Source organism: Vibrio sp. STUT-A16 (assembly GCF_026000495.1).
In the GTDB taxonomy this organism is placed as follows: domain Bacteria; phylum Pseudomonadota; class Gammaproteobacteria; order Enterobacterales; family Vibrionaceae; genus Vibrio; species Vibrio diabolicus.
The window spans coordinates 911,033-934,381 of the sequence record NZ_AP026766.1 but is presented as its reverse complement, the minus strand read 5'-3'; the positions used below and the strand labels follow the sequence as shown (position 1 = coordinate 934,381).

Below are 23,349 nucleotides of genomic sequence, written 5' to 3'. Positions count from 1 at the left end.
AAATATTCTGTTTTGGTGATAAAAATCACACTTGAGGTTATTCTTTGTGCAGGCGAAATTTGGAATAATGAGAGAAAATATACGTCCATTACATCCGGTATAAACTGGCTTGGTTAGAATAATCATGGAGTTAAATCAAACTCCAATTATTTTTGTTTTGGAATAATTTATTTAAATTTTTTGAGGTTTTTGTTGTGTCAGTTATCAATAAGATAGTTGCGAGGCGTACTCAGCTTTCGCAAAGTGGTCGTTTGGTCGGCGATTGGATTGTTGAAAACGCAGAAAAGGCGGCGCTGCTCACCAGCCAAGAACTTGCGGCGCAAGTAAAAGTGAGTCAATCGAGCATTGTGAAATTTACTCAGCGTATCGGCTTTAAAGGTTACAGCGAGTTTAAATTAGCTCTGAATGAAGAGATTGGCCGTAAGCATGCGATGCAGTCGACACCGCTGCACAGTGATATTTTGGCTGACGACCCCATTGCGGTTATTTCACAGAAACTGGTGAAAGCGAAAACCGATGCTATGTTTCAAACCACCAATACGCTGTCTTACGAAGCGTGTCACCAAGCGGTGAAATGGTTGAGTGAAGCGCGTCGAGTGCAAGTGGTCGGGATTGGGGGCTCTGCACTGACCGCGAAGGATTTAAGCTTTAAACTGCTTAAACTTGGTATTACGGCGCTTTCTGAACAAGACAGCCACGTGCAGATTGCTGTTGCCCGCACGCTCTCTCCAGAAGATGTTCAGATCGCAATCTCGTTTTCGGGTGAGCGCAAAGAAATTCTCGTCGCGGCAGAAGCGGCAAAAGAGCAGGGCGCGAAGGTGATTGCGTTATCTGCGCCTGGAAGAAGCCGCTTGCGCGGTATTGCCGATATTACGTTTGATACGATTGCCAATGAAACGGAACATCGCAGCTCATCCATTGCTTCACGCACCGCGCAAAACGTGATCACCGATTTGCTGTTTATCATCTTGGTTCAGCAAAGAGACGACAGTGCCCGTCAGTTGATCAGCGATATCAGTACCGACATCAAACAGATCCTCACATGATCGCTTAACCAACAGCGAACTAAAGATCCGGATCGTGCATCAGTAAAGCAATAAAGGCGGGGAGATGCTTTTCAATGGTGAGATCGGCAGAAATTGCCGGTAACTCCAACGTGATGCAAGGTAAATCACGTTCACTACACCAAGTGCCGAATGAGCCGGGTGTTTCGTAGTCGACATCGTCAACGATTGGCAGTTGAAACTGCTCGCCGAGCCATTTGGCAAGGTTGGAATGTTTGGGATCATCTACAAACGCAAGCGGTTCATGAAACGACACCACAAACTTTGGCTTGCGCAGTTCAATCAAGTTAATTAATGCGCTAACTTCTGGCTCTAGCTGGTTTTTAGTGCCAGTTTTCACTTTTACGTCTCGAACGGGTGTGTGAGAACTCCATCGATACACTGTGCCATGCTCAGTCCAATTTTGGGTTGGAAACGCGCGATTGAGGTCCACTTGGTTTGCATTTGCGCGTGTGCCTAGCTGGTTGCCGTCCGGATTCAGTGACAGAATCACATCATGTCGTAAGTTTTCAGCAGGCAAGCTTCTTAGCGCGCAGGACAAACCTGCAATCGAGGCCGTCTCATCCCCGTGAGTGCCTGCTAAAATCAAACCTCGCGAAGCACTTTCGACTTGTGCCGGAAAATACAGTAATGGCGCACCAAGCACGGATTGACCGTATATTGTTGGCCGAATTAAAAATGCCGCTCTTTCCGTTCTTGGAATTAGACTCACCGTAATCTCCTGATTGATGAAGTAGTATCAATATCTAAGCTAATTACACCTAGCTAAACTGAACCGTTTAAACTCGTCAACGGTTGAAATGTTAATTGTGGCACTTGCTTCACAAGACGCGTTAGGAGAACGAAAAACGATATGGATTTTAAAAAACATTCAACGGCGTTGCTGATTTCCTCTTTATTCACCCCTTTTCTTGCTACATCAGTTGCTGCGGAGACCTTACCTAACGGCGTTCAACTTGCCGCAGAACAGCATTTAGTACGTGCGAATGACGCAGAGGCGGCGACGCTTGACCCAGCGAAAGCCGAAGGTCTGCCAGAAATGCATGTGATTCGTGACTTATTTGAAGGGCTTGTGATTCAAGATCGTGACGGAAACATCATTCCCGGTGTGGCAGAATCATGGGAAACCAACGACAATCAAACCTTTACTTTTCACTTGCGCAAAGAAGCGAAATGGTCGAATGGCGAGCCTGTGACGGCGGAGGATTTTGTCTATTCACTGCGCCGAGCGGTAGATCCGAAAACCGCTTCTCCAAATGTTTGGTATCTCAAACTCACCAAGATCAAAAACATCGCCGATGTAGCAGAGGGCAAAAAGCCTTTGGACGAGCTCGGTATCAAGGCGGTGGATAAATACACCCTACGTTTTGAGTTGGACAGTCAAGTTCCGTACTTTGTTGCCATGACTGGGCACACGTCCATGATGCCAGTGCATCAAGCGACAGTGGAAAACCGCGACAAGCCGTGGAGCGATCCAGACCAATTTGTTAGTAACGGTGCATTCACATTGGATAAGTGGGTCGTGAATGAGCGCATTGAACTGGTTAAGAGTCCAAGTTACTGGGACAGCGCAGATACGTATCTAAACAGAGTGACTTACATTCCGTTTGAAAACCAAAACGCTTCGATCAATCGCTATGCGGCAGGAGAGCTGGATATTACGTCAGATGTGCCGACTCATATGGCACAGAAGCTTCAACAAGATTACAAGCAGGCTTACACTGTGGTGCCATTACTGTGCACGTATTACTACGCGTTCAATACCACTCGTCCGCCATTTGATGATGCGCGAGTGCGTCAAGCGGTGTCGTACTCCATCATGCGTGATGTGATTACGAATGGTGTCACGCAAGTGGGCAACCTTCCTGCTTATACTTTTGCGCATCAGTACACCGCAGGGTTTGATGCAACGCCCCCTGAGTATAGTAAGTGGAGTCAGCAACAACGTGACGAGAAAGCGCGTCAGTTGTTAAAAGAAGCGGGTTACAGCCAAGACAAGCCGCTCGATTTTAAATTGCTGTACAACACCAGTGAGGCAAACAAATCGATCGCGGTTGCGATAGCGTCGATGCTACAAAAAAATCTCGGTGCAAACGTGGAGTTAGAAAACCAAGAGTGGAAGTCGTACTTAGTGGCGCGTAAACAAGGCAATTTCGATGTGATGCGCGCTTCCTGGTGTGGTGATTACAATGAAGCGTCTACTTTCCTGAGCCTACTTCGCTCAGGTTCTTCGGGTAACTTTGCACGTTACAGCAGTGAAGCGTATGACAACGCGATGAACAGTGCATTGGCTGCAACTAATGAGAAAGCGCGCCAAGGATTTTACGATCAAGCTGAACAGTTGCTGGCGACAGATATGCCTATCGCGCCAATCTATTACTACATGCAAGCACGTTTGGTTCGTCCAACCGTGGGTGGCTTTGCAAAGAATAACGTAGAAGGGCGCATCTACTCGAAAGATCTCTACATCAAGAAGTAGCGCTCAAAACAAGCGATAAATACGAAGCCCCGAAGATGTGTCTTACGGGGCCTCTTTTTATTGTTAGCGAGCGGAGAGCTTGTCCACTAGCATTGCGATTCGTTTGCCAAGATACTCCGCCGTTGCAACATCAGAGGCATGCAACTGACCACCTTCACCACCTTGTGCAACAATACCACCTTGTACACCATAACGATTCAGGTTTTGCTCCCCAGAATTGCTGATCTTATCCAACCCGACCCACATCATGCCGTGTTGGTTAGCGAGCGTTTGTAGATATTGTAATGTGCAAGATTGGTCGCCATTCATTGCTTCACCACTGGTAAAGCCAGCCGCTATTTTGCTCGCCCATTTTTGGTAATACCAAGATTCACTGCTTGCATCGGCAAATGCTTTAAACTGCGCTGCTACACCGCCCATATAGGTCGGTGAGCCAAAGATAATCGCATCACACTCAGCAAGCTCATCCATTAGGTTAGGATTCACAAAACGTCCCTCAATAATCTCACTGCCTTCAATTCGGTGAGAGAGGATTTCACATTCACCTTGCTGCTTAATGCCTTGTTGTTCAACGCCTGCGGCAATCGCGCGAGCAAGCTGACCAGTAACGTCGGTTTTAGAGAAATAAATAATCGCAATTTTGGACACAATGGTTCCTTTTTCATTGTTGATTTTGAATCGTGCGACTAAGGCTAAAACCTAAAGCTAAGTTGAGGTCAAGAAGAGATTTGAAATGGCTTAAAGGATGGAAATTTTATTTTGATCTATCGGGCAGTTTTCATAGTGAAAGGAGAAGTTCGTGACTTTACGGCTGCCTCTTATGCTCAATAAGAGATAATATTTGTTCAAATAATACTGGAGATCAAGCTTTGAACATTTTGTCTAACGTGTTTTTCTCTATGCGACAGTTAATGGAAGAGCGAGGTCAATCAGATCCAGACTTGAATGCTCGATTGCTTTTCTCAATTTTGTTTGCAGTGAATTTGGTTGGTATAAAAGGCTTACTAGAGTTAGCTTTTGGTGGACTTCCTGCAATACATAGCAACATACAAGAGTACTATAAGGTTTACTTCGTTATATCTATTGGTCTGATTTTTATTTTTTGTCCTCGGATTGTTGGTGTCGACAGAAGGATGAAGAAAGGCACTGGATTAGCTATATTCTATTTGGTTTTCTCAATTTTTTTTGCTCCCACAGCTTTGATATGCTTTAGATAATAGTAACCGATAAACAGGTCGTTATAGGTAGGATAATTAATAATAATTTTTTGCTTGCACCATCTCTATTTTCTGCGCGTATTTAAGATTCGTAAAGAAGAAGCTTTCTTTGGTTAACGTGGCGCTTTTGGTTTCGGCGATGCGTCAAGTGTTTATCACGAAAGAATACAGTGGTGACCTTCAGCTTATACGTTTTGTCTCTTCACTGTTTTTCGCCATTAACTTTGGGTTATTTGTGACCACCAGTTGATACTAAAAAGCCGATGTAGATACATCGGCTTTTTAGTGGGTTATTTCTTTCTGCGAGTATAAATCCGAGATTTTGCTTTACTTGGCTCTGGCTTGTTTTTCGCCAGCTTTAGTACCGCTTTTTGCAAAATCTGGTTGTTTGGGTAAGTGATCAAGTTACCGTTATCGTGCTTAATTAACACGTGAAACATACTGATTTCTTGAATCTCGCCGCTGATGTCTTCGTCTTTGTCTACGACTTTAATGCGATCGCCCACTCGGTATGGGAAGACAAAAAAGATCAAAAAGCTGGCAGTGATGTTGCTCAGAATTGACCATTGCGCAATAAACGCCACACCCAATACGGCGAAAATGGACGATAGGAACAATGACACATCGCCATAGCCAATCCCGGTGATAATGGCAAAAACAGACGCGGTTAAAAATAAAAGCACGACGTTAAAACAACGCTGAATAAAACTCAGGCGGGCCTTTTTTACACCTTTTGAGGTCGCTAAGTTTAAAATGGCTCGATTGACGATTCTCTTCAGAATGCGATAAGCAATCAGGACAATAATGCCCATTAAGACTTTGTACCCGAGAGAGCCTGCGGTGAAATACTGGCTCACTTGATCTAGATGGATCCAATCATTCATTTCTTCAACTCGACGATATTAAGAAAACCGCCGTTATAGCTGATTTTCTGATGTAAGTAATCACAAATTTTCTCTCTCCATTTTTCGTCTCTCTACCTAGGAACTTCGCCCTAGAACCTACGGAGAGTTGTAGAGTTTTATCAATAGTGTGCAGAGCTTTGCTTCTGTTTGCGCTCACCGCATATATTCAACCAAAGTTGATGCGGTTTTAAAGTGTTTAATATTTGAGCTGTATCTCATATCCGGTATTGTATGAGGATAGGAGCGTATAAACGTGCTGAATATGATTTTTGTCCTGATAACCTAAGACGTGTTGAGTGAAATGGCTTGCTAGGATATCTATCAAATGGAAGAAGATGAAAAGGCGATTATGATGTTGGTCGTGATTGTGGGGCTAGTGCTCGTTTGGATAGTGCTTGAAGAGCTTAACTATCTTGGATTCTCAATAAAATAAGCCCCGTTAAACATGAGTCAAACGGGGCCTTTCTCTTTTCTAAATGCTAATTTCGGTTAGCTAACCGCACGTACTTTGCCTTGCTTCAGGTCATTCAGCACTTGCGCTTTAGGACCATCAGCAATGATGCTGCCTTTCTCCATCACAATTACTCGATCAACGATGTCGAGCATCGACGTTTTATGCGTAATCAGTATCAATGTTTCGCTCGGTTTGAGCTGAGATAGCTGGTGCTTAATATGCATTTCAGAGCGGTTATCCATCGCGCTGGTCGGTTCATCCATGAGTAGGACGGGAGGACGGCCCAAAAATGCACGAGCGATCGTGACGGCTTGACGTTGACCACCAGAAAGCATCGCACCACCTTCACCTACTTGACGTTCTAAACCAGCTGGATCCGATTGTGTAAATGCGGTCACGCCTGCACGGTTTGCTGCATCAAGCACGTCTCGGTCATCGGTTAGTGGACGACCCAAGGTAATATTGTCGCGAATCGAACCGAAGAATAGATTCGAATCTTGAGGAACACAGCCGATGTTACGTCGAACATCAACGTGGTGAAGCTGTGCGATATCAGTATCATCTATACGTACGTGTCCCTCTGTTGGCTTATACAAGCCCATGATCAAGCGCTCTAACGTTGTCTTACCCGAACCAATCCGACCGATGATAGCGACTTTTTCTCCAGGATTTATCGTGAGAGAAATGTTACGTATAGACGCGACAGGAGAGTCTGGGTAATGAAACGTTACGCGATCAATTTCAATCTTACCTTGGATGATTGGGCGATGGATGTAGCGTTTCCCTTCTTCTTGCTCGTCTGGCATTTCCATGACTTGATTGATAATCGTCATAGAAGACTTCGCCTGGTTGTAGCGCGTTGAGAGCAAAGACAGCTGAACCAAAGGCCCTATGGCGCGACCACTCAACATGGTTGCGGCGATTAAGCCACCCATAGTGAGCTCGCCCTCTGCAATCAGATAAACACCGAGAATGATCATCCCAACGTTACTACTTTGCTGCACGAAGCCTGCCGCATTCTGGATGCTGTCGGTAATGCGGCGGCTTTTGATGTTCCAGTTCGCCATGTGCGCCACCGCTTCTTCCCAACGGTATTGGAATTGGCTTTGTGCGCTGAGCATTTTTACGGTTTCTAGCCCCGCTAGACTCTCAATTAAGTTGGCGTATTTTTGCGATGCTAAGCGTGACCCTTCCTCTATAGAGCGACGCAGCGGTCCTTGTATCAGTAGCGAATGAACAATCAAAATGACCACGCCGACCATTGGAACATACACAAGATCGCCAGCCATTAGCCATATAATCACCAAGAACAGAATGGCAAAAGGCAGGTCAATTAGGGCACTGACGGTTGCAGACGTGAAGAATTCTCGAATAGATTCAAACTCTTGAAGATGGCGAGCGAATGCGCCGACCGAAGGCGGCTTGGACTCCATTCGGATGCCCATCACTTTGCTGAACAGCTTGGAGGAAATCAGAATGTCAGACTTCTTTCCTGCGACATCAATAAAGTAGTTTCTCAACGATTTGAGTATGAAATCGAATAGAAAGACAACAAAGATGCCGCTTGCCAATACCCATAAGGTTTCAAACGCGAGATTCGGTACCACTTTGTCGTACACCAAACGAGTGAACAGCGGGGCGGCAACGGCAAAGAGGTTGATGAGAAGTGAGGCGATTAAAACATCGCGGTAGATACGTTTTGACTGCCACAAGGTTGACCAAAACCAGTGACCTTCGTTGGTTTTGAGCACTTCGGGAGAGCGCTCATCGAAACGGAATTGCTTTTTAACTAAAAAGTAGCGACCAGTGTACTGCTCAAGTAGGTCTTCTAATGGAATGGAGATTGGCACCATTCCACTTTCTAAGGTGGTGACTTCGGCTTCGCGTGTCTCCGCGTTAATGCTGTTGAGAACGCATGAGTCACCGCCTTTAAGAACTAAGATTGCCGGCAGAATCAGGCTGGAGATGTTCTCCAGCTCTGCACGGTTTTCCTTGGCAACCAATCCGGCCCTTTCCGCTGCTCTTGGTAGCAAAAATGGAGTTAGCTTGCCGTCTGAAAGCGGAAGGCCATTGACCAGCGCTTCTGGCGAGTTAGCTAACCCATAGTAACGGCTAACGTAGATGAGCGAATTCAGTAAAGGGTCTTTCATCTGTGGTAAACCTTTTTATTCCTTGTCGACGATGAATCCTTGGAATACCTCAACAAAATGCTCGGTGAGGAAGTCCAACTGGATTTGAGTTTCAATACGCGACGCGATAGTCGTAATGCCTAGGTTATGGGCAGTACGAGAAATCGACGTTAGCGTGAATTTCTGTTTTTCGTCGTGTAAGTTGTGTGTGAATAGGTAATCGAGCTTCACATAGTTAGGGCGGAACTCTTGGATGTACTCCAATGATTGGAAGTTACGTCCATAGTTATCTACGCCAAACTCAGCCCCGGATTGGCGAATGGCATTACATAACAGCGCCGTGTGGTGAGGCTGATCAATAAAACACTCCTCTGGAATTTCAAAGTGTAGCTTAGAGGCCACTTTTGCGTGTTTTTCCAACATGCTGGTGGTCCAGCGAATGAACGATGGCTGAGACAAGCTGCTTTGCGCAATATTGATCGCGACAGGATCGGTTAGCTCGCCACTTTCTAGCATCTTAATCATCGACTCAATAACGTATTGGTCGAAAATATTGGTGGCGTCTAGCTGCTCTAGTGCGAATAAATATTGGTTGGCACGGAACGTTTCGCCCTCTTTTTCGATGCTTGAGAACACTTCGTTATGGAACACTTTACCCCAAGTGTTCTTCGCTGCTTGGAAGCGGAATTTAACCCAATCGCTATGAATCGCTTCTTCAACCAGCGCTTTCCACTGCTGTTTACCCATTAAGTTAGAAGGTGTGTCACTGCCGATAAAGCCGTAAGCTTTGTCTGGTTGAGCTTTTGCTTTCGAGAGAGCATTATCCACCATAGATAAGATTTCAGAGCGCGTTTTTTGGTCTTTACTATGCGCAACACCTAAGGCTGCTTTTGGTTTGGCTAGACCGGTTGGATCAGTGTTCAACCCGTTAACGCAGTTCACGATGCTGTCCGCCAAAATGCGTAGTTCGCTTTCATCCATGTGTGGGAAAAGCAGGCCAAACTCATCACTAGATAGGCGTGCAATGGTAGCTCCCGGCACATCAATGGTGTTTTTCAGACGTTGAGACAGCTCTTTTACGTGGGCATCGGCGCGTTGGTAGTCTTTTGTCTCGTAAATGTCACCAATGTATTCTGCATGGAGTAGCGCGATACCCCCTTGCGTTTGCTCTGCAAGCCATTGGTCTATTTGGTTGATGTAGAACGAGCGATTACCCAGTTTGGAGATAGGGTCGAGGTAAGCTTGAGCACGCAGTCGTTGTGCCTCTTTCGCTTGTTCTTTGAATGACAGCTCAATTTGAGCAGACATCATGTTAATGCCATCTACCACCGCGATCAGATCTTTAGTTCTTGGACGAGCAAGTGGTTCACCAAATTGGTTATTAGCGATTTCATGCATTTTTTTCACGATGGCCGCTAATGGTTTTAGTGAGCGACGGAGGATGTACGAAATCGCAATTAAACCAGCCAGGAAAATGACGCTGAATGCAGATAACAAACCAATAAAGCCTTGCCAGAGCTGCTCGTAAGCTGCTCCTGGGTGGCTAATGATTTCCACTTCAGCAAGTTGCATCCAACCACTGGTCACTACGCGCTTATCGTGAATGGCTTTGAATAGATTCATGTCGATAAACCATTGTGGCACCGTACTTGGTTTAACCGGGTAAGTGCGCACGATTTGGTAGTCAGAATCTAAAGCGGTAAGGCGAACAACCGAGTAGGTGCTGCCGTCAAACAGAGCATTAATCACGGATTCTACCGCGACTTTATCTTTGTCTTTAAGGTAAGGAGCCAATGCCAAACCTACGGTGTTAATGGTGTTGTTGACCTCTGAACGTTGCTGTTGTTCCAAGCTGTCTCGAGTCGTGTTGAATTGGATTACGAATACTGATGCCAACAAGAGTATAAAGACCGTAACCATTCCCACTACAAGCTTCTTATATAGGGTCATGTTTCTCACTCGTCATAGTTAATTTTAGGTTTATTTAACTGCAACTTACGTTCGCGCGAGCGTAAGTCATTCCAAAGGCTCAACCGTGATGCTTTCCCTGCCAGCTCTCCAGTGCTAGCAGAAGACTTCATCAACCACAGGTTTGTACCATTAAAACTGTATATCGGTAGCAAGTCGCTACGTTTAGAGGCTCGGACAATATCAGGGTTGATATTGTCGAGAATGAGCGGCTCAGAGCTTGGGGTTGGGTAGTAAGCTAATACCATGTGAAACTGATTCAGTTCGATGGCTTTTACGTAGATCAAACGCATCTTAGAATCTGGTATTCCTAGCTCGAGTAACGAGAAGTACTTGGCGATGGTGAAATCCTCACAATCCCCTGCATTACTCCCTAAAAATTCGAGTGGCGTAGCCCAATAATCTGTCTTTCCCCACAGTTTTATGTCGTCAACAAAATACAGCTGGTTAAAAAAGTCGTTGACGCCAGCGAGCTGTTCATGTGTCTCTAATTGTTTAAATAAGTCGAGGTTTTTTCGCCATGTATTTACGCGCAATCCCGCACGTTCGCCGTACACCGCTGTGACCGTATTGACCCATTGTTGTTCTTTACTGCTTAACGCACCAATTTGGAACGAAAAACAACTTAAACTGATTAATAATGTAACTTTACGCTTCAAATTGGATCGCATATTCGACTCATATCACAAGTATACTCTTCTAAAGGGTTCGTCAGTGAGAAACAAGTGCTTTTTATTTAGTCACTTATCGCTCAATACTCGCCGTTGTGAGTACCTTGGTGTGATTTACTCCTTCAAGGCGTTCGTTTTGGCACTTAAAATCGGCTTAAGTAGATATTCCAAAACGGTTCGCTTCCCTGTGATGATATCGACCGATGCCGTCATTCCTGGAATGATTGGTAAATCTGCATCTTGACCAAAATTCGTTTTATCGGTGCGGACACGAACGATGTAAAAGCTATTTCCTTCTTCATCTTGGGTTGTATCTGCGCTGATGTGCTCCAACTCACCTTCTAAGCCGCCGTATTTAGTGAAGTCGTAAGCCGTAAACTTCACGATGGCGTGTAGGTCTGGGCGCAAAAATGCAATGTCTTTTGGCGCAATTTTCGCTTCTACTAATAACGTATCTTCAGTTGGTACAATTTCGACGATATCCATGCCTGGCTGGATAACTCCCCCAACGGTGTTGATGTTCAGCGTTTTGATTTTGCCTGTGACTGGCGAATTCACAACGGTTCGATTGACTCTATCTTCTAAACCCACTGCTGATTCAACCAAGGCAGATAACTGGTCTTGGGCGCTGTTGAGCTTTTCTTGCTGTTCTGAACGGAATTTGAGCGCAACATCAATACGATTAAGCATGGATTCTCGAATCGCTGATTTTAATACCGGGATTTTGAGCTCACTGGAAGTCATTTCGCGGCGGGTGTCGTTGACTTGGCGTTGTAACTTGAGTAATTCAATACGAGGCACAACACCTTCATCAGCCAACGGTTTGGTGATGTCTAATTCTTTCTTCGCATATTGATAGCTTTGACGTAAGTTCCTTACTCGCGCTTCAATCTCTACTAAGTCCTGCTGCTTTTGCTGAACTTGTTGGTCAATCACCGAAAGTTGGTTGCGTAAATTGTCTAAATCTTCGCGGTATTCAGCTTTCTGGCGCTGAGTGAGTTTCGGTTGAGTTTCTTCTAAAGTTGGTGGAAAGGTCAGTTTGCCATAATCGAGTACTACGCTTTGACGCCAGTTTTCCGTTTCAAAATCACGATTCACGGCAACACTGTTGATTGAAGCTGAGAGTTGCAGCACAGACGCAGTTAGGTTGGCAACTTGTTGTTCACGCTCACGAAAATCAGAGCGAAAGCGAGTGTCATCGATAAGAAGTAACTGCTGACCTTTTTCAACCAACTGACCTTCTTTGACTAAAATTTCTTTGACTAAGCCACCTTCTAAGTTTTGGACAACTTGAATCTGTGAAGAGGGAATGACTTTTCCCTGACCAACAGTGACCTGGTCGATTTCAGCCCAAGATGCCCAGCCTATTGCAGCAATAAAAAACAACACCATCACCCAGAGCATCAAACGTGCGCTATTGGGGGTGTTGAGGAGCAATGCTGCAGTTTTGTCGTCAACAAAATCCAACTCTTCATTGTTGAGTTTGTTGTAGTTATCTCGGCTCATCACAGTCCCTGCTTATATAAATGCTGATTATCTTTTTGATCTTATTATTATTAACCGATCATGTCAGTATGCTCGGCGAATAAAAATATGAGACGAAGACCATTCTCTCTCCGAATGAGCGTTTTCAATGCTTCTCTAGCAAAAGAAAAGTGAAGATATCGTCAGAGTATGGCTATTGCGCCTTGAACTTGGTTTTATCCAACTGATGTTTTTTTAGTTTGTCGTACAAGGTTTTGCGTGATACCTGTAATTCTAGTTGAACCTCTTTGAGTCTGCCTCGGTGTCTTTGTAGTGCATCGAATAATAAGCAATATTCAAAGTATTCTGTGCGCTGAGTCATACTCTGAATTTCGATACTTTTTTCACTGTTCCAATCTTCCATTCGGAAGGTATCTGGCTTGAGCGCGCGAAGTTCTGCAAATTGGCGCAGCTGCTTAATATTTTCTGGCCATTCTAAATCGGTCAGATGTTTGACTTCTTCTAAGCTAATGTGTGGCGGTTGAAGCTGATAACGGCTCGCTGCGTGGCGTACAAAGTGCTTATATAAAGGCCCTATATCTTCCTTTCTTTCATCGAGTGTCGGCAAGTGAATTAGAGTAGCTAGGGCTTTTATAGACGGATCAACTTGGGTTGTCGCACCAAAAACACGCTCAAGTTTCGGGTGGTTAAACAAGCATTGCCATTGTTCATATGAGACATGCTCAGCACTATGTAAGTACAAGCTGCAATGGCTTTTTCCTTCAATCAAGCGATGTATGGCTTTATCGAGGGCTTCTAATGAAAGCTCATAGAGATCCTCACCAGAAGCGGCGATTAACTCGCTGTCTGGCGTTGCATGTATGTCGTGGGCAAATTGTGCGGCGAGCCGGCGACCTGTGCCATCTTGACCAACAAAAATGATCGGCTGGTTCGTTGGTGCGCTGATCAAAGCGCGACGAATGCTCACCATGGCTTTACTGTGACCAATCATTTTCGGACCAACATGAGTTTGCATGTCGAGCTCTTTCTTAAGCCAGATGTTTTCCTGCAATAGATTCAACTTATCGCCAGCATTATTGAGCGACTTCATAAGTTGTTCCGTTGAAAAAGGCTTTTCGAGAAAGTCGTACGCGCCGCTTTTCATCGCATCTACCGCGGTTTTCACATCTCCATGTCCGGTAAGTACGATAAATTGAAAGTGATCGTTTTTACTTCGCAACGTTCGCATGAACTCCAATCCATCCATCACGGGCATATGGATATCGGTGATGATGATCGCTGGCGTATTTGGGTCGATAACGCGTAAGGCTTCCACGGCGTTTGGTAAGCAGGTGACGTCTATCCCTTCAATAAGCAGTGCTTGAGCGACGGCATCACGAATATGTGGTTCATCATCAACAAAGAAAACGGGATTATTCATGGTTGTTTTCCACTTCTGGGTTGCGTTGGTTTTGGATAGCGATTGGCAGCGTCACGATAAAGGTCATGCCTCCTGCTTGTTGTTCCGTGTTCTGATGTTTATAAGCACTGAGTGAACCGTGATAGCTTTCTAAAATGCGTTTGGAGATGGTCAAACCTAATCCTAAGCCCTCTGGCTTAGTCGTAAAAAATGGGTCAAAGACTTTTGCTAAGGCTTCGTCCGACATGCCGGGCCCGTTGTCGGAAACAAGAATGTCACAGCTGTCATCATGACACTGAACGGCAATAGATATTTGCGGATCAATGCAGTAGTTTTCCATCGCTTGTGCAGCGTTGTGGAAGAGATTGATTAGAACTTGCTCTAACTCAACGCTGTGAATTGCTAGCTTCACATTATAATCGATGGCTGGGACTTTTAATGTCACCCCTTGTTTAATGAGTTTGTTGCTCAAAATGCTGGTGGCAGTATGTACTGCGTCGTGCAGTACCGCGATTTCATTGTGTGAATCGTGCGTGGCTTTCCGAGTGAAGACTTTTAAGCGTGCGATCACTTCCGAAATGGTGTCATTGAGTGTCAGCATTTTGCCCAAGTTGTCGGCGACCATTGGGTATTTTTCCATTGCCAACAAACGCTGCGAGTTTTCGGTATAGGTTCTTAGTGCGGAAAGTGGCTGATTTATCTCATGATTAATACTGGCAGACAGCTCGCCCAACAGTGCCAATTTCGCGGCTTGGGTCAACTCTTGTTGAGTTTGTTTGAGTTCTTGCTGGCTTTGCTCATATTGGCGGATGGTCTGTTGTAGCTTTTGGTTGGCTTCACTCAGCACTAGTGTCCGTTGCACCACTTTTTCTTCTAGGCTCACATTAAGGTCGGCTAGGCGTGCCTTGTTCACGAGTGTTTGGAACCACGCCAACGCAATCAGCGCAATGAGCGCATATAGAATCAGGAAGACGATATCAGCCTGTAAAACGGCGGCAAGGACGCTGTTGTGGTTTATCAAGGCAACGACGCGAAATCCTTTATCCAATAAATGTGTCGCGTATGCGAGGTAATTGGGTGAGAGGAGCAATTGATTATCAGCAAACTCGGTGACGCCACTTTGCGCGGTAAGCTCACCAAAATACTCTGGTAAGGTATCGCCATACTGACGCGTTTCGGTAAGCTCGTTTATCGCACTCGGTGACAGCGGGAAAAGTGCACGATAGCGCCAGTTAGGCAAATTGCTCATAAACACGACATTGTGTTTATCCGTGATGAGTACGTCCGTCGTGGTTTGCGAAAGACGCTGTTCTAACTGCTCCAAGTTCACTTTTACCGTGATCACGCCAACGACCTCATCATTTACCCAAAGCGGAGATGAGAAGAAGTACCCACGTTTATTTGAACGAACGCCTAACCCGACATATTGAGCTGGTTCACCGTGTCGCGCATTTTTAAAATAGGGACGATAGCTAAAGCTGGAACCAACAAACGTATCTTCTTGCTGAAAGTTACTTGAGGCAATGACTAACCCTGTGCGGTCATGAACGTAAATCGTATCGGCCAAACTTTGTTTCAACCAATCTGCTAACAATAGGTTGAGCTCGTGAGAGGGCGCTCCGCGTTCTACTGCTTTGAGTAATCTCGGATCGTGACTTAATAGGTTTGGTATCTGTTCAAACTTTGCCAGCTCGTAGTCGACTTCTTGCGACACTTGCGCTGCTTGTCTCTCTAGCTTTTGTTGCCACTGATCATGTTGGTATTGAGTTGCGTAATGATGAGTAAGCGCAAGCCCTGAAATGCCAACGGCACACAGTAGCAATAGAAAATGGCGTAGGGCTTTAGGGTTGAGTAAGTTCACGATCAGCTCACTGGTTTTTTGTGTCATGGTATCAAATGACACACTGTGATGCTGTGAGCGGCAACGATAACAAGCACAATGATGTCCTTGTATTTCCTCAGTATCGGGAGCACAATCGACAAAAACGAGTGAAGGAGTAAAGATGGAACTTGCTGATATTCGTCGTGAGTACACCAAAGGTGGGCTACGTCGTAAAGATTTGAAAGCTGATCCTATTGATCAATTTAATCTGTGGCTAGAGCAAGCAGTTGAAGCGGGTTTAACGGATCCGACTGCGATGACAGTTGCAACGGTTGATGAAAATGGCATGCCGTTTCAACGCATTGTTCTATTGAAAAACGTCGACAAAAATGGCTTTGTATTTTACACCAACCTAGGCAGTCGCAAGGCCCAGCAGCTTGAGCATAACAGCAATATTAGTTTGCACTTCCCTTGGCATCCGTTAGAGCGCCAGGTTCATATTACAGGTGTGGCGGAAAAGCTCACCGCCGTAGAAAATATGAAATACTTTACTTCTCGTCCAAAAGAGAGCCAATTAGCCGCAATCGCGAGCAAGCAAAGTAGCCGTATTTCTGCTCGAGGCGTATTAGAAGGTAAGTTTTTAGAGCTAAAACAGAAATTTGCGAAGGGTGAAATACCGGTTCCAACCTTCTGGGGGGGCTTTCGCGTAAAACCACAGAGCATCGAGTTTTGGCAGGGCGGTGAACATCGTCTTCATGACCGCTTTCTTTTCTCCCAACATGACGGAAGTTGGGACATTGACCGTCTAGCGCCATAAACTCTCGTGCCTCATGAATAAACAAACACCGCCCACTTGGGCGGTGTTTTTGTAGGAAGAAAGTGGCGCGAATTATCGCTCTCCATTCAACACTACCGATAATTGATGCTTAAGCAGCGTTTTGGGTACAACAGAGCCGTAGCCTGCTTCCATGGCTTTATCTATTAGTTCGTTCTTGCTGTTTGCTGCAAACTTATTACGTAAGCGTGCGACGTGACCTTCAACGGTTTTTGTTGATATACCCATGACCTGAGAGATGAATTGTGGCTTCTTGCCGTAGAGCAAGAGGAAAAGCGTTTCTTGCTCGCGACATGTGAGCTTCTCTGGTTTTGGCTGTAAGTCAGAGAAACGAAAGATGGATTGCTGATTAGGGTTGGTGCTGATTGCACGACAAACCCAATACCCGACTTCAATCACGGCGGTGTCGGTGAGTTCTCTTCCGTAGAAAATGGTCCCTACGATGTTACCATTGTCATCTCGCCACGGTGTTTTAGTAAAGATATGGGCTCGCCAGCGGCCATCTGGATAAGGGTGGATATCAAGAATTTTGAGTGACTCACCAGTTTCGATGACGTGTTTATCTTGGCGTTGAAATTCTTGTGCACATTCAGTGGTTGGGCTCGCCATCTCAAAATCAGTTTTACCGACGCACTCCTCGGGCGACGTGTGTCCCAACAGTTCTGCGTATTCCTGGTTTACGTAGCGGAATACCGAATCTTTATCTTTGCATCCCCAACAACCTGGTAGCTGTTTAAGGAGGGATTGTTCTATGGTATCGACTGAAATATTCACAAAAGGACTCACTACATACTGCTTTTACCAATACAGAGACGTCCGTGTTGCGTTGTTAATATTGACATTGCCAAGTAGGCAGTCACGTTGCTAGAACACGTTCGTTGATTGGCGCTCAATCCAATTAAGTTCATGGTGTTCGATATTTTCGTCACACAGTGATAAACAACAACGAAATTGAACGAAGAATTTAATTGGGAAAATGGTCTGTTTCATTACAGATATGTGCGCTCACGGATGTCCGCCTGATGTTCGGCTTACAACTCGTATCGTCCTTGATCATGCTTCCTACAACTCAGTTGTAATTTAGTTGGCGTTCATATCACTCATCGAGAGGGAGAACGGCGCCTAAGTCATATGAGAGGGACAGTGAGACGAAAGCTATAATATCAGCTTATGCCATTGTTTTCATTGTTGAGAAGCGAAAAAAAAGCCAGCCTGAAGACGGGCTGGCAACACAAGATATAATCTTGTCGACGTGTAGAAGAGGTTCTAAATTACCTAGCGAGGGTCTGCTAAGTAAGTTAGAGGTATCAATGAGATACCGAGAGCTTTAGATCGTATGCATCTTAAAGCTCGAGGACTAATGTATTGAATCAGAAGCATATTAGTAAGGGGGGAAATCCCTCTATGTTGATTTCAAGAGGTGGCTTTGATCTGTTTATGAGGCGATTTATCTATTTTGAACCGCAGTGTTCTACCAAATAACGGATTGTTCGGTAACAAGGATCTTTATATCTATTGGTTATGTATACGTAAGGTGCTTCTATCTATCCGTTTTTGTTAATAAAATTGGTTGCTCATTGACCGTAAGTTAACCTCGCATGATCATCGTTCCGGAACTATGATCATGTAAACCAACTTGATCATGCTGTTTTGATCTTGTGCGATTGAGTTGGGGAAAAGTTGCAACCCAACAAGGAAGGTATATGATGCCAAGACGTAAGCTGACCGTGTAAAGACGACTGTTTAAAATGAGTGATTCAGATAACCCCAAAGCCCCGCCATATCAAGAGATTATGCTGCCTAAGCCAGCAGAACTGATCACACTTCCGTCTTATATGGACTGCCATGATCATTCTTACACACAGATCGTGATTGGTTTAAAAGGACAAGCCGAATTTGAAGTGCGTGGACGAGGTAATCTTGTCGGTCCTGGCCAAGGTTGTGTGGTAACCGCATGCTCTGATCATGCTTTCGGTGGCGTCATTAATCAATCGGATATTTTGGTGCTGAATATGCCAAAACCGACAAATGATGATCCTGAAATGCTGCAGAAAATCAATAATCTAGAAAGAGACCATGTCTACTTTCAGTTAGACGGTCAAATTCAGAAGCTGATACAGATGTTGGTTCAGGAAATGCGAAACCATCCGGACGACCTGCTGTTAAGTCGCGCGTGCAACGACACCGTGATTGCATTAATGCAGCGCCATATCTCGGCATTTGAGACTAGCCGAAAAGAGTCACGCTTTGATTTGGAGGCGATTGATCGCTACATCGAGCAGCACCTTAGCCATAAAATCAGTGTGGCTCAGTTAGCGGGACGAGTGTTTCTAGGGGAAAGTCAGTTCCATTGCTTGTTTAAGGAGCAGATGGGGATTACACCTCATCAATATGTTCTCGGAAAGCGTATCGACATGGCTCGTGAATTAATCGAGCAAGGCCACCTTTCTTTAGGGCAAATTGCCGAATTCACTGGTTTCTCAAGCCAGAGTACGTTTACTCATACTTTTACTCGCTTACAGGGAATATCGCCATCCCGTTATAAAAAACAAGTTGGATAACAACGCGTATTTTTAGGTCAAATTAGCAGCAATCAGAAAAAAAGCCATGCAATGTGCATGGTTTTTTTGTGTTTTATTCACGTGACCTATCTCTCGTTTTGTTAAATTCTCTGTCCTTTGGTGTGACTGATATGCCACTTGATCCTACATTTTCTCTTAGAACGAACGCTTCACAAAAATCTTATTGATATTCTTGACATTTTGTTGTGATTGCAATGAAAAAATTAAAATTTACAACACAAAATATTACCTATTTGAATGTGACTATGTGGATGTTTTGTTATAAAAGCGAGTTTTTGGCAAAAATGTCGTAGTTTTTGACAAGTATTCTTATCGGCCTCAAAATACACTGCCAGCCATTGATAATCCTCGAAGCGGTTTTCGAGGAGTGAGATTGAGGAACACACATGTTTACAGCTACGAACGTGTTGACACCGGAATTTATCGGGCAGCCGCTTGATAAGTTGTGGTCACTGATCTCGCCATTGTATATGGTGGACGAGTCTCAATGGCTAGAGCAACTATTGCCACTAGCGACGCCGACAGAGGATGAAAAATCGGCGATCACTACCCAAACGACCCAACTTATCGAAGCCATTCGTGCCGATAAGAAGTCAATCCAGATGATTGATGCTCTATTGTTGGAATACAGCTTAGATACTCAAGAAGGTATCTTGCTGATGTGTCTTGCAGAAGCATTAATGCGCATCCCAGATGCCGCGACAGCAGATTCTTTGATTAAAGATAAGTTGAGCGTCGCAGACTGGAAATCTCACCTGAAAAACTCTGACTCTGTGTTTGTTAACGCATCAACATGGGGCCTCATGCTAACAGGTAAAGTGGTTGGTCTTGGTGAGCAAGGCACCCAGAGCCCAGGTCAGGCTGTAAACCGTCTGGTAAATAAATTCTCTGAGCCTGTGATTCGTAAAGCCATGTATCAGGCAATGAAGATCATGGGTCACCAGTTTGTTCGTGGTCGTACGATCGAAGAAGCGCAAAAGAACGGTCGCCCAATGCGCGACAAAGGTTTCACCTACTCATTTGATATGTTAGGTGAGGCGGCGTTAACTACAGCGGACGCGAACAAGTACTTCAAAGATTACCTAATGGCGATCGAAGCGGTAGGTCGAGAGACTTACGGCAATGACACCAGTCCTGCGCCTTCGATTTCCATCAAGCTTTCTGCATTACACCCGCGCTACGAAGTCGCAAATGAAGAACGTGTAATGACAGAGTTGTATGACTCACTAATGCAGCTATTAAAACGTGCAATTGAAGTCGACGTTGCAATCACAATCGATGCAGAAGAAGCGGATCGTCTTGAGCTTTCTCTGAAGCTATTTGAGAAAGTGTACCGTAGCGATCTTGTGAAAGGTTGGGGCAAGTTTGGTTTGGTTATTCAAGCCTACTCAAAACGTGCTCTACCAGTCTTGGTGTGGCTAAACGCACTCGCAAAAGAGCAGGGTGACCTTATTCCGCTGCGTTTGGTTAAAGGCGCGTACTGGGACAGCGAAATCAAGTGGTCTCAACAAGCGGGTTACGCTAATTACCCGGTATACACTCGCAAAGAAGCGACGGACGTTGCGTACCTAGCTTGTGCTCGTTTCCTACTTAGCGAAGGTGTTCGCGGTAATATCTATCCGCAATTTGCAAGCCACAATGCTCACACGGTGACGGCAATCGCCGTTATGGCTGAGCACAAAGAGTACGAGTTCCAGCGTCTACATGGTATGGGTGATTCACTGTATAACCATGTTATGGAAATGTATGGTCAGCCAGTACGTATTTACGCTCCTGTCGGTAGCCATGCTGATCTTCTTCCGTACTTGGTTCGTCGTCTGCTTGAAAATGGCGCGAACAGCTCTTTTGTACATCGATTGGTTGATGCGCGTTGTCCGATTTACGAGTTGACTCATCACCCTGTTGATGTGTTGACGGGTTTTGACACGCTACACAACGACAAGATCCCATTACCTGCCGACATCTTCCCTGAGCGTAAGAACTCATACGGCGTCAACATTGATATCGACAGTGAGGCGAAGCCATTTGAAGCGCAAGTAGAAAGCTTCATGGACAATCATTGGGTTGCAGGCCCGATGATCAATGGTGAGCGTTTTGCCGAAAGCATGATCAAGGAAAATGCGGCTGAGATCATCACCGCACCGTACGATCGCCGAATTGAAGTCGGCAAGGTGGCATTTGCAACTCTTGATCATGTTTCCGCTGCAATTGATGCGGCGCAAACTGCTTTCTCTGATTGGAAAGGTGTTCCTGTTGAGCAAAAAGCGGCTTGTTTAGAAAAGCTTGCTGACTTAATGGAAGAAAATCTGGCTGAGCTGGTAGCGATTTGTCACAAAGAAGCGGGCAAGACGATTCACGATAGTATTGATGAAGTTCGTGAAGCAGTGGATTTCTGTCGTTATTACGCGAAACAAGCGCAAAACCTACAGCCATTTGAGCTAGAGGGTTTCGATGGTGTGAAACGCATTTCTAGCCGTGAAGGTCTTGGTGTGTTTGTGTGTATCAGCCCTTGGAACTTCCCGCTGGCTATCTTCCTTGGTCAGGTAACGGCAGCACTGATTGCAGGTAACACTGTGGTTGCCAAACCTGCTGAGCAAACAAGCTTAATCGCCGCTCGCGCTATTGAACTAATGCTTGATGCGGGTTTCCCTGCTGGTGTGATTCAGTTACTTACTGGTCGCGGCGCTGAGATCGGTCATGCACTGACTTCTCATGATGCCATTGCTGGTGTGGCATTCACTGGTTCAACGGCAACTGCGCAACGCATTAACGTCACGCTCGCGGAGCGTACTGCGAAACCGGTTCCGTTTATTGCGGAAACAGGTGGTCAAAACGCGATGATCGTGGACAGTACTGCATTGCCAGAGCAGGTGGTGCGTGATGTGATTCGTTCGGCGTTTGCATCTGCCGGTCAGCGTTGTTCTGCCCTTCGTGTTCTATTTGTACAAGAAGATGTAGCAGACCGTATGATCAACCTGATTCAAGGTGCGATGAATGAGCTGCATGTTGGTTTACCTTACCTACACAAAACGGACGTTGGTCCGGTTATCGACAGCAATGCAAAACAAAAGCTCCTTGCTCACCTTGAGCAAATGAGCAAAACACAGACTAAAGTCGCTCAGCTACAGCTGGATGAATCGTGCCAGCATGGTGACTTTGTCTCACCAAGTGCGTTTGAAATCTCGGGCATCGATGTGCTGAAAGAAGAACAATTTGGTCCAATCTTGCACATTGTTCGCTTTAAAGCGTCTGAATTACCGAACGTGGTTGCGCAGATCAACAAAACGGGTTTTGGCTTGACGATGGGTATCCATAGCCGTAACGAAACCACGTACCGTTGGATTGAGAAACACGCTCGAGTAGGTAACTGCTACATCAACCGAGACCAAGTTGGTGCTGTGGTTGGCGTACAGCCGTTTGGTGGTCAAGGCTTGTCGGGTACTGGCCCGAAAGCTGGTGGTCCACACTACCTATTCCGCTTTACTCAACATCTTCTTGCTCAAGCAGAAAACGCATAAGGAGTCGCATTATGGTTCATCAGATCACCTATTTTAAAGATGCATTCTCTGCGTGGGAGCAGTGGAATCTGACTGATTTTGATTACAAATGCGAGCATGTTCTGGCATTTAAATCTGCATTAGAAGGGCAGCAGTCTACCGTTGCCAAAGTGGTTTCTTACCACTTGCAACAAGCATCAGCTCTTCTTGCAGAAACTCACCAGTTAGTTGGCCCTACAGGGGAAACTAACGAACTGTATGCCGCAGGACGCGGTGTGGCTTTGGTGATTTGTGAAAACAACATCGAGCCTGCTGATAATGCGTTATACAGTGCTTTTGCGATGATCACCTGTGCCTTAATTGCAGGCAACAGTGTGGTCGTTTGCAGTGACAATGCAGAGCTAAACCAACTGGTTAAGCAAGCTGTAGCGTTGGCAAACTTCCCATCTAACTTAGTCCAGGTTGTTGCGTACGATGCGTCTGCTCCGTTGCTTGAGAGCGATGTACGTAGTGTGGGTTATGTTGGGCGTTCACAGGTTGAGCATGCGCTCAATCTTCAACTAGCTAAGCGTGACGGTGCAATCGTCGGCTTAGTTTCTGAAACGGATTTAGAGTCACCGAAATTGGCTCATGATCCTCATCTCTCGTTGCGCTTCATTACCGAGCGCACTCGAACGATAAATATTACTGCGGTGGGTGGTAACGCGACTCTACTCGAGTTGGGGAACGAAACTCACTAACCTGACTTGTGATACCAATCTGGAGTAACTGGACTGAGAGCCGGTCCAGATTGGTTTCTTATACTCTGATGTATTGCTGAGACGGTAAAATATCAGGGCAGG

General features: G+C 45.4%; 16 protein-coding genes. 6 read left to right on the top strand and 10 right to left on the bottom strand.

Annotated elements, in window-relative coordinates; genetic code table 11:
* Window positions 1-194 precede the first annotated feature (194 nt).
* Window positions 195-1,046 carry an SIS domain-containing protein gene (locus OO778_RS20635; protein ID WP_033907250.1) on the top strand — a complete coding sequence of 284 codons (852 nt, stop codon included), beginning with the start codon at window positions 195-197 and terminating at the stop codon, window positions 1,044-1,046.
* Window positions 1,047-1,065: 19 nt separating this feature from the next.
* On the opposite strand, the gene mpaA is transcribed toward OO778_RS20635, so the two are convergent.
* A complete protein-coding gene (mpaA, locus tag OO778_RS20630) occupies window positions 1,066-1,776 on the bottom strand; it encodes a murein tripeptide amidase MpaA (protein ID WP_031381642.1) in 711 nt (236 codons plus the stop codon).
* 141 nt (window positions 1,777-1,917) lie between these two features.
* Between mpaA and OO778_RS20625 the strand changes: the two genes are divergently transcribed.
* On the top strand, window positions 1,918-3,543 hold the full coding sequence (locus OO778_RS20625) for an ABC transporter substrate-binding protein (RefSeq protein WP_074190283.1): 1,626 nt from the start codon (window positions 1,918-1,920) through the stop codon (window positions 3,541-3,543).
* 63 nt (window positions 3,544-3,606) lie between these two features.
* Here OO778_RS20625 and OO778_RS20620 read toward each other — a convergent pair whose 3' ends face one another.
* The 8 genes from OO778_RS20620 to OO778_RS20585 all read right to left on the bottom strand — a co-directional run bounded on the left by OO778_RS20620 (window position 3,607) and on the right by OO778_RS20585 (window position 15,659).
* A complete protein-coding gene (locus OO778_RS20620) occupies window positions 3,607-4,191 on the bottom strand; it encodes a flavodoxin family protein (protein ID WP_264912787.1) in 585 nt (194 codons plus the stop codon).
* Window positions 4,192-5,050: 859 nt separating this feature from the next.
* Window positions 5,051-5,644, bottom strand: a complete 594-nt coding sequence (locus tag OO778_RS20615) for a mechanosensitive ion channel family protein (RefSeq protein ID WP_012842403.1) — start codon at window positions 5,642-5,644, stop codon at window positions 5,051-5,053.
* Between the two features lie 510 nt (window positions 5,645-6,154).
* Window positions 6,155-8,269 carry a type I secretion system permease/ATPase gene (locus OO778_RS20610; RefSeq protein WP_006740888.1) on the bottom strand — a complete coding sequence of 705 codons (2,115 nt, stop codon included), beginning with the start codon at window positions 8,267-8,269 and terminating at the stop codon, window positions 6,155-6,157.
* A 15-nt stretch (window positions 8,270-8,284) separates the two neighbouring features.
* The gene (locus OO778_RS20605) at window positions 8,285-10,198 is read right to left on the bottom strand and encodes an EAL domain-containing protein (protein ID WP_031780239.1); all 1,914 of its coding nucleotides are present in this window, start codon (window positions 10,196-10,198) and stop codon (window positions 8,285-8,287) included.
* 5 nt (window positions 10,199-10,203) lie between these two features.
* Window positions 10,204-10,887 carry a transglutaminase-like cysteine peptidase gene (locus OO778_RS20600; RefSeq protein WP_005392134.1) on the bottom strand — a complete coding sequence of 228 codons (684 nt, stop codon included), beginning with the start codon at window positions 10,885-10,887 and terminating at the stop codon, window positions 10,204-10,206.
* Window positions 10,888-11,001: 114 nt separating this feature from the next.
* Entirely contained in the window at window positions 11,002-12,393 is a 1,392-nt protein-coding gene (locus tag OO778_RS20595; RefSeq protein ID WP_005392136.1) for an HlyD family type I secretion periplasmic adaptor subunit, read from the bottom strand.
* A 172-nt stretch (window positions 12,394-12,565) separates the two neighbouring features.
* Window positions 12,566-13,792, bottom strand: coding sequence for a response regulator (locus OO778_RS20590; RefSeq protein WP_047009700.1), 1,227 nt, complete (start codon window positions 13,790-13,792; stop codon window positions 12,566-12,568).
* Window positions 13,785-15,659 carry an ATP-binding protein gene (locus tag OO778_RS20585; protein ID WP_264912817.1) on the bottom strand — a complete coding sequence of 625 codons (1,875 nt, stop codon included), beginning with the start codon at window positions 15,657-15,659 and terminating at the stop codon, window positions 13,785-13,787. Before OO778_RS20585 ends, OO778_RS20590 begins: the two co-directional genes overlap by 8 nt.
* Window positions 15,660-15,774: 115 nt before the next feature.
* Between OO778_RS20585 and pdxH the strand changes: the two genes are divergently transcribed.
* Complete coding sequence (pdxH, locus tag OO778_RS20580) at window positions 15,775-16,410, top strand: pyridoxamine 5'-phosphate oxidase (RefSeq protein WP_005392142.1); 636 nt, start codon at window positions 15,775-15,777, stop codon at window positions 16,408-16,410.
* 72 nt (window positions 16,411-16,482) lie between these two features.
* Here the strand turns inward: pdxH and OO778_RS20575 are convergent, their stop codons facing one another.
* Window positions 16,483-17,202, bottom strand: coding sequence for a helix-turn-helix transcriptional regulator (locus OO778_RS20575; RefSeq protein WP_005392144.1), 720 nt, complete (start codon window positions 17,200-17,202; stop codon window positions 16,483-16,485).
* 974 nt (window positions 17,203-18,176) lie between these two features.
* Between OO778_RS20575 and OO778_RS20570 the strand changes: the two genes are divergently transcribed.
* The 3 genes from OO778_RS20570 to OO778_RS20560 all read left to right on the top strand — a co-directional run bounded on the left by OO778_RS20570 (window position 18,177) and on the right by OO778_RS20560 (window position 23,247).
* On the top strand, window positions 18,177-18,989 hold the full coding sequence (locus tag OO778_RS20570) for an AraC family transcriptional regulator (RefSeq protein ID WP_006740882.1): 813 nt from the start codon (window positions 18,177-18,179) through the stop codon (window positions 18,987-18,989).
* A gap of 407 nt (window positions 18,990-19,396) precedes the next feature.
* Window positions 19,397-22,528, top strand: a complete 3,132-nt coding sequence (putA, locus tag OO778_RS20565; protein WP_258614276.1) for a bifunctional proline dehydrogenase/L-glutamate gamma-semialdehyde dehydrogenase PutA — start codon at window positions 19,397-19,399, stop codon at window positions 22,526-22,528.
* Window positions 22,529-22,539: 11 nt separating this feature from the next.
* Window positions 22,540-23,247 carry a 1-pyrroline-5-carboxylate dehydrogenase gene (locus OO778_RS20560; protein ID WP_005383557.1) on the top strand — a complete coding sequence of 236 codons (708 nt, stop codon included), beginning with the start codon at window positions 22,540-22,542 and terminating at the stop codon, window positions 23,245-23,247.
* Window positions 23,248-23,349 lie beyond the last annotated feature (102 nt).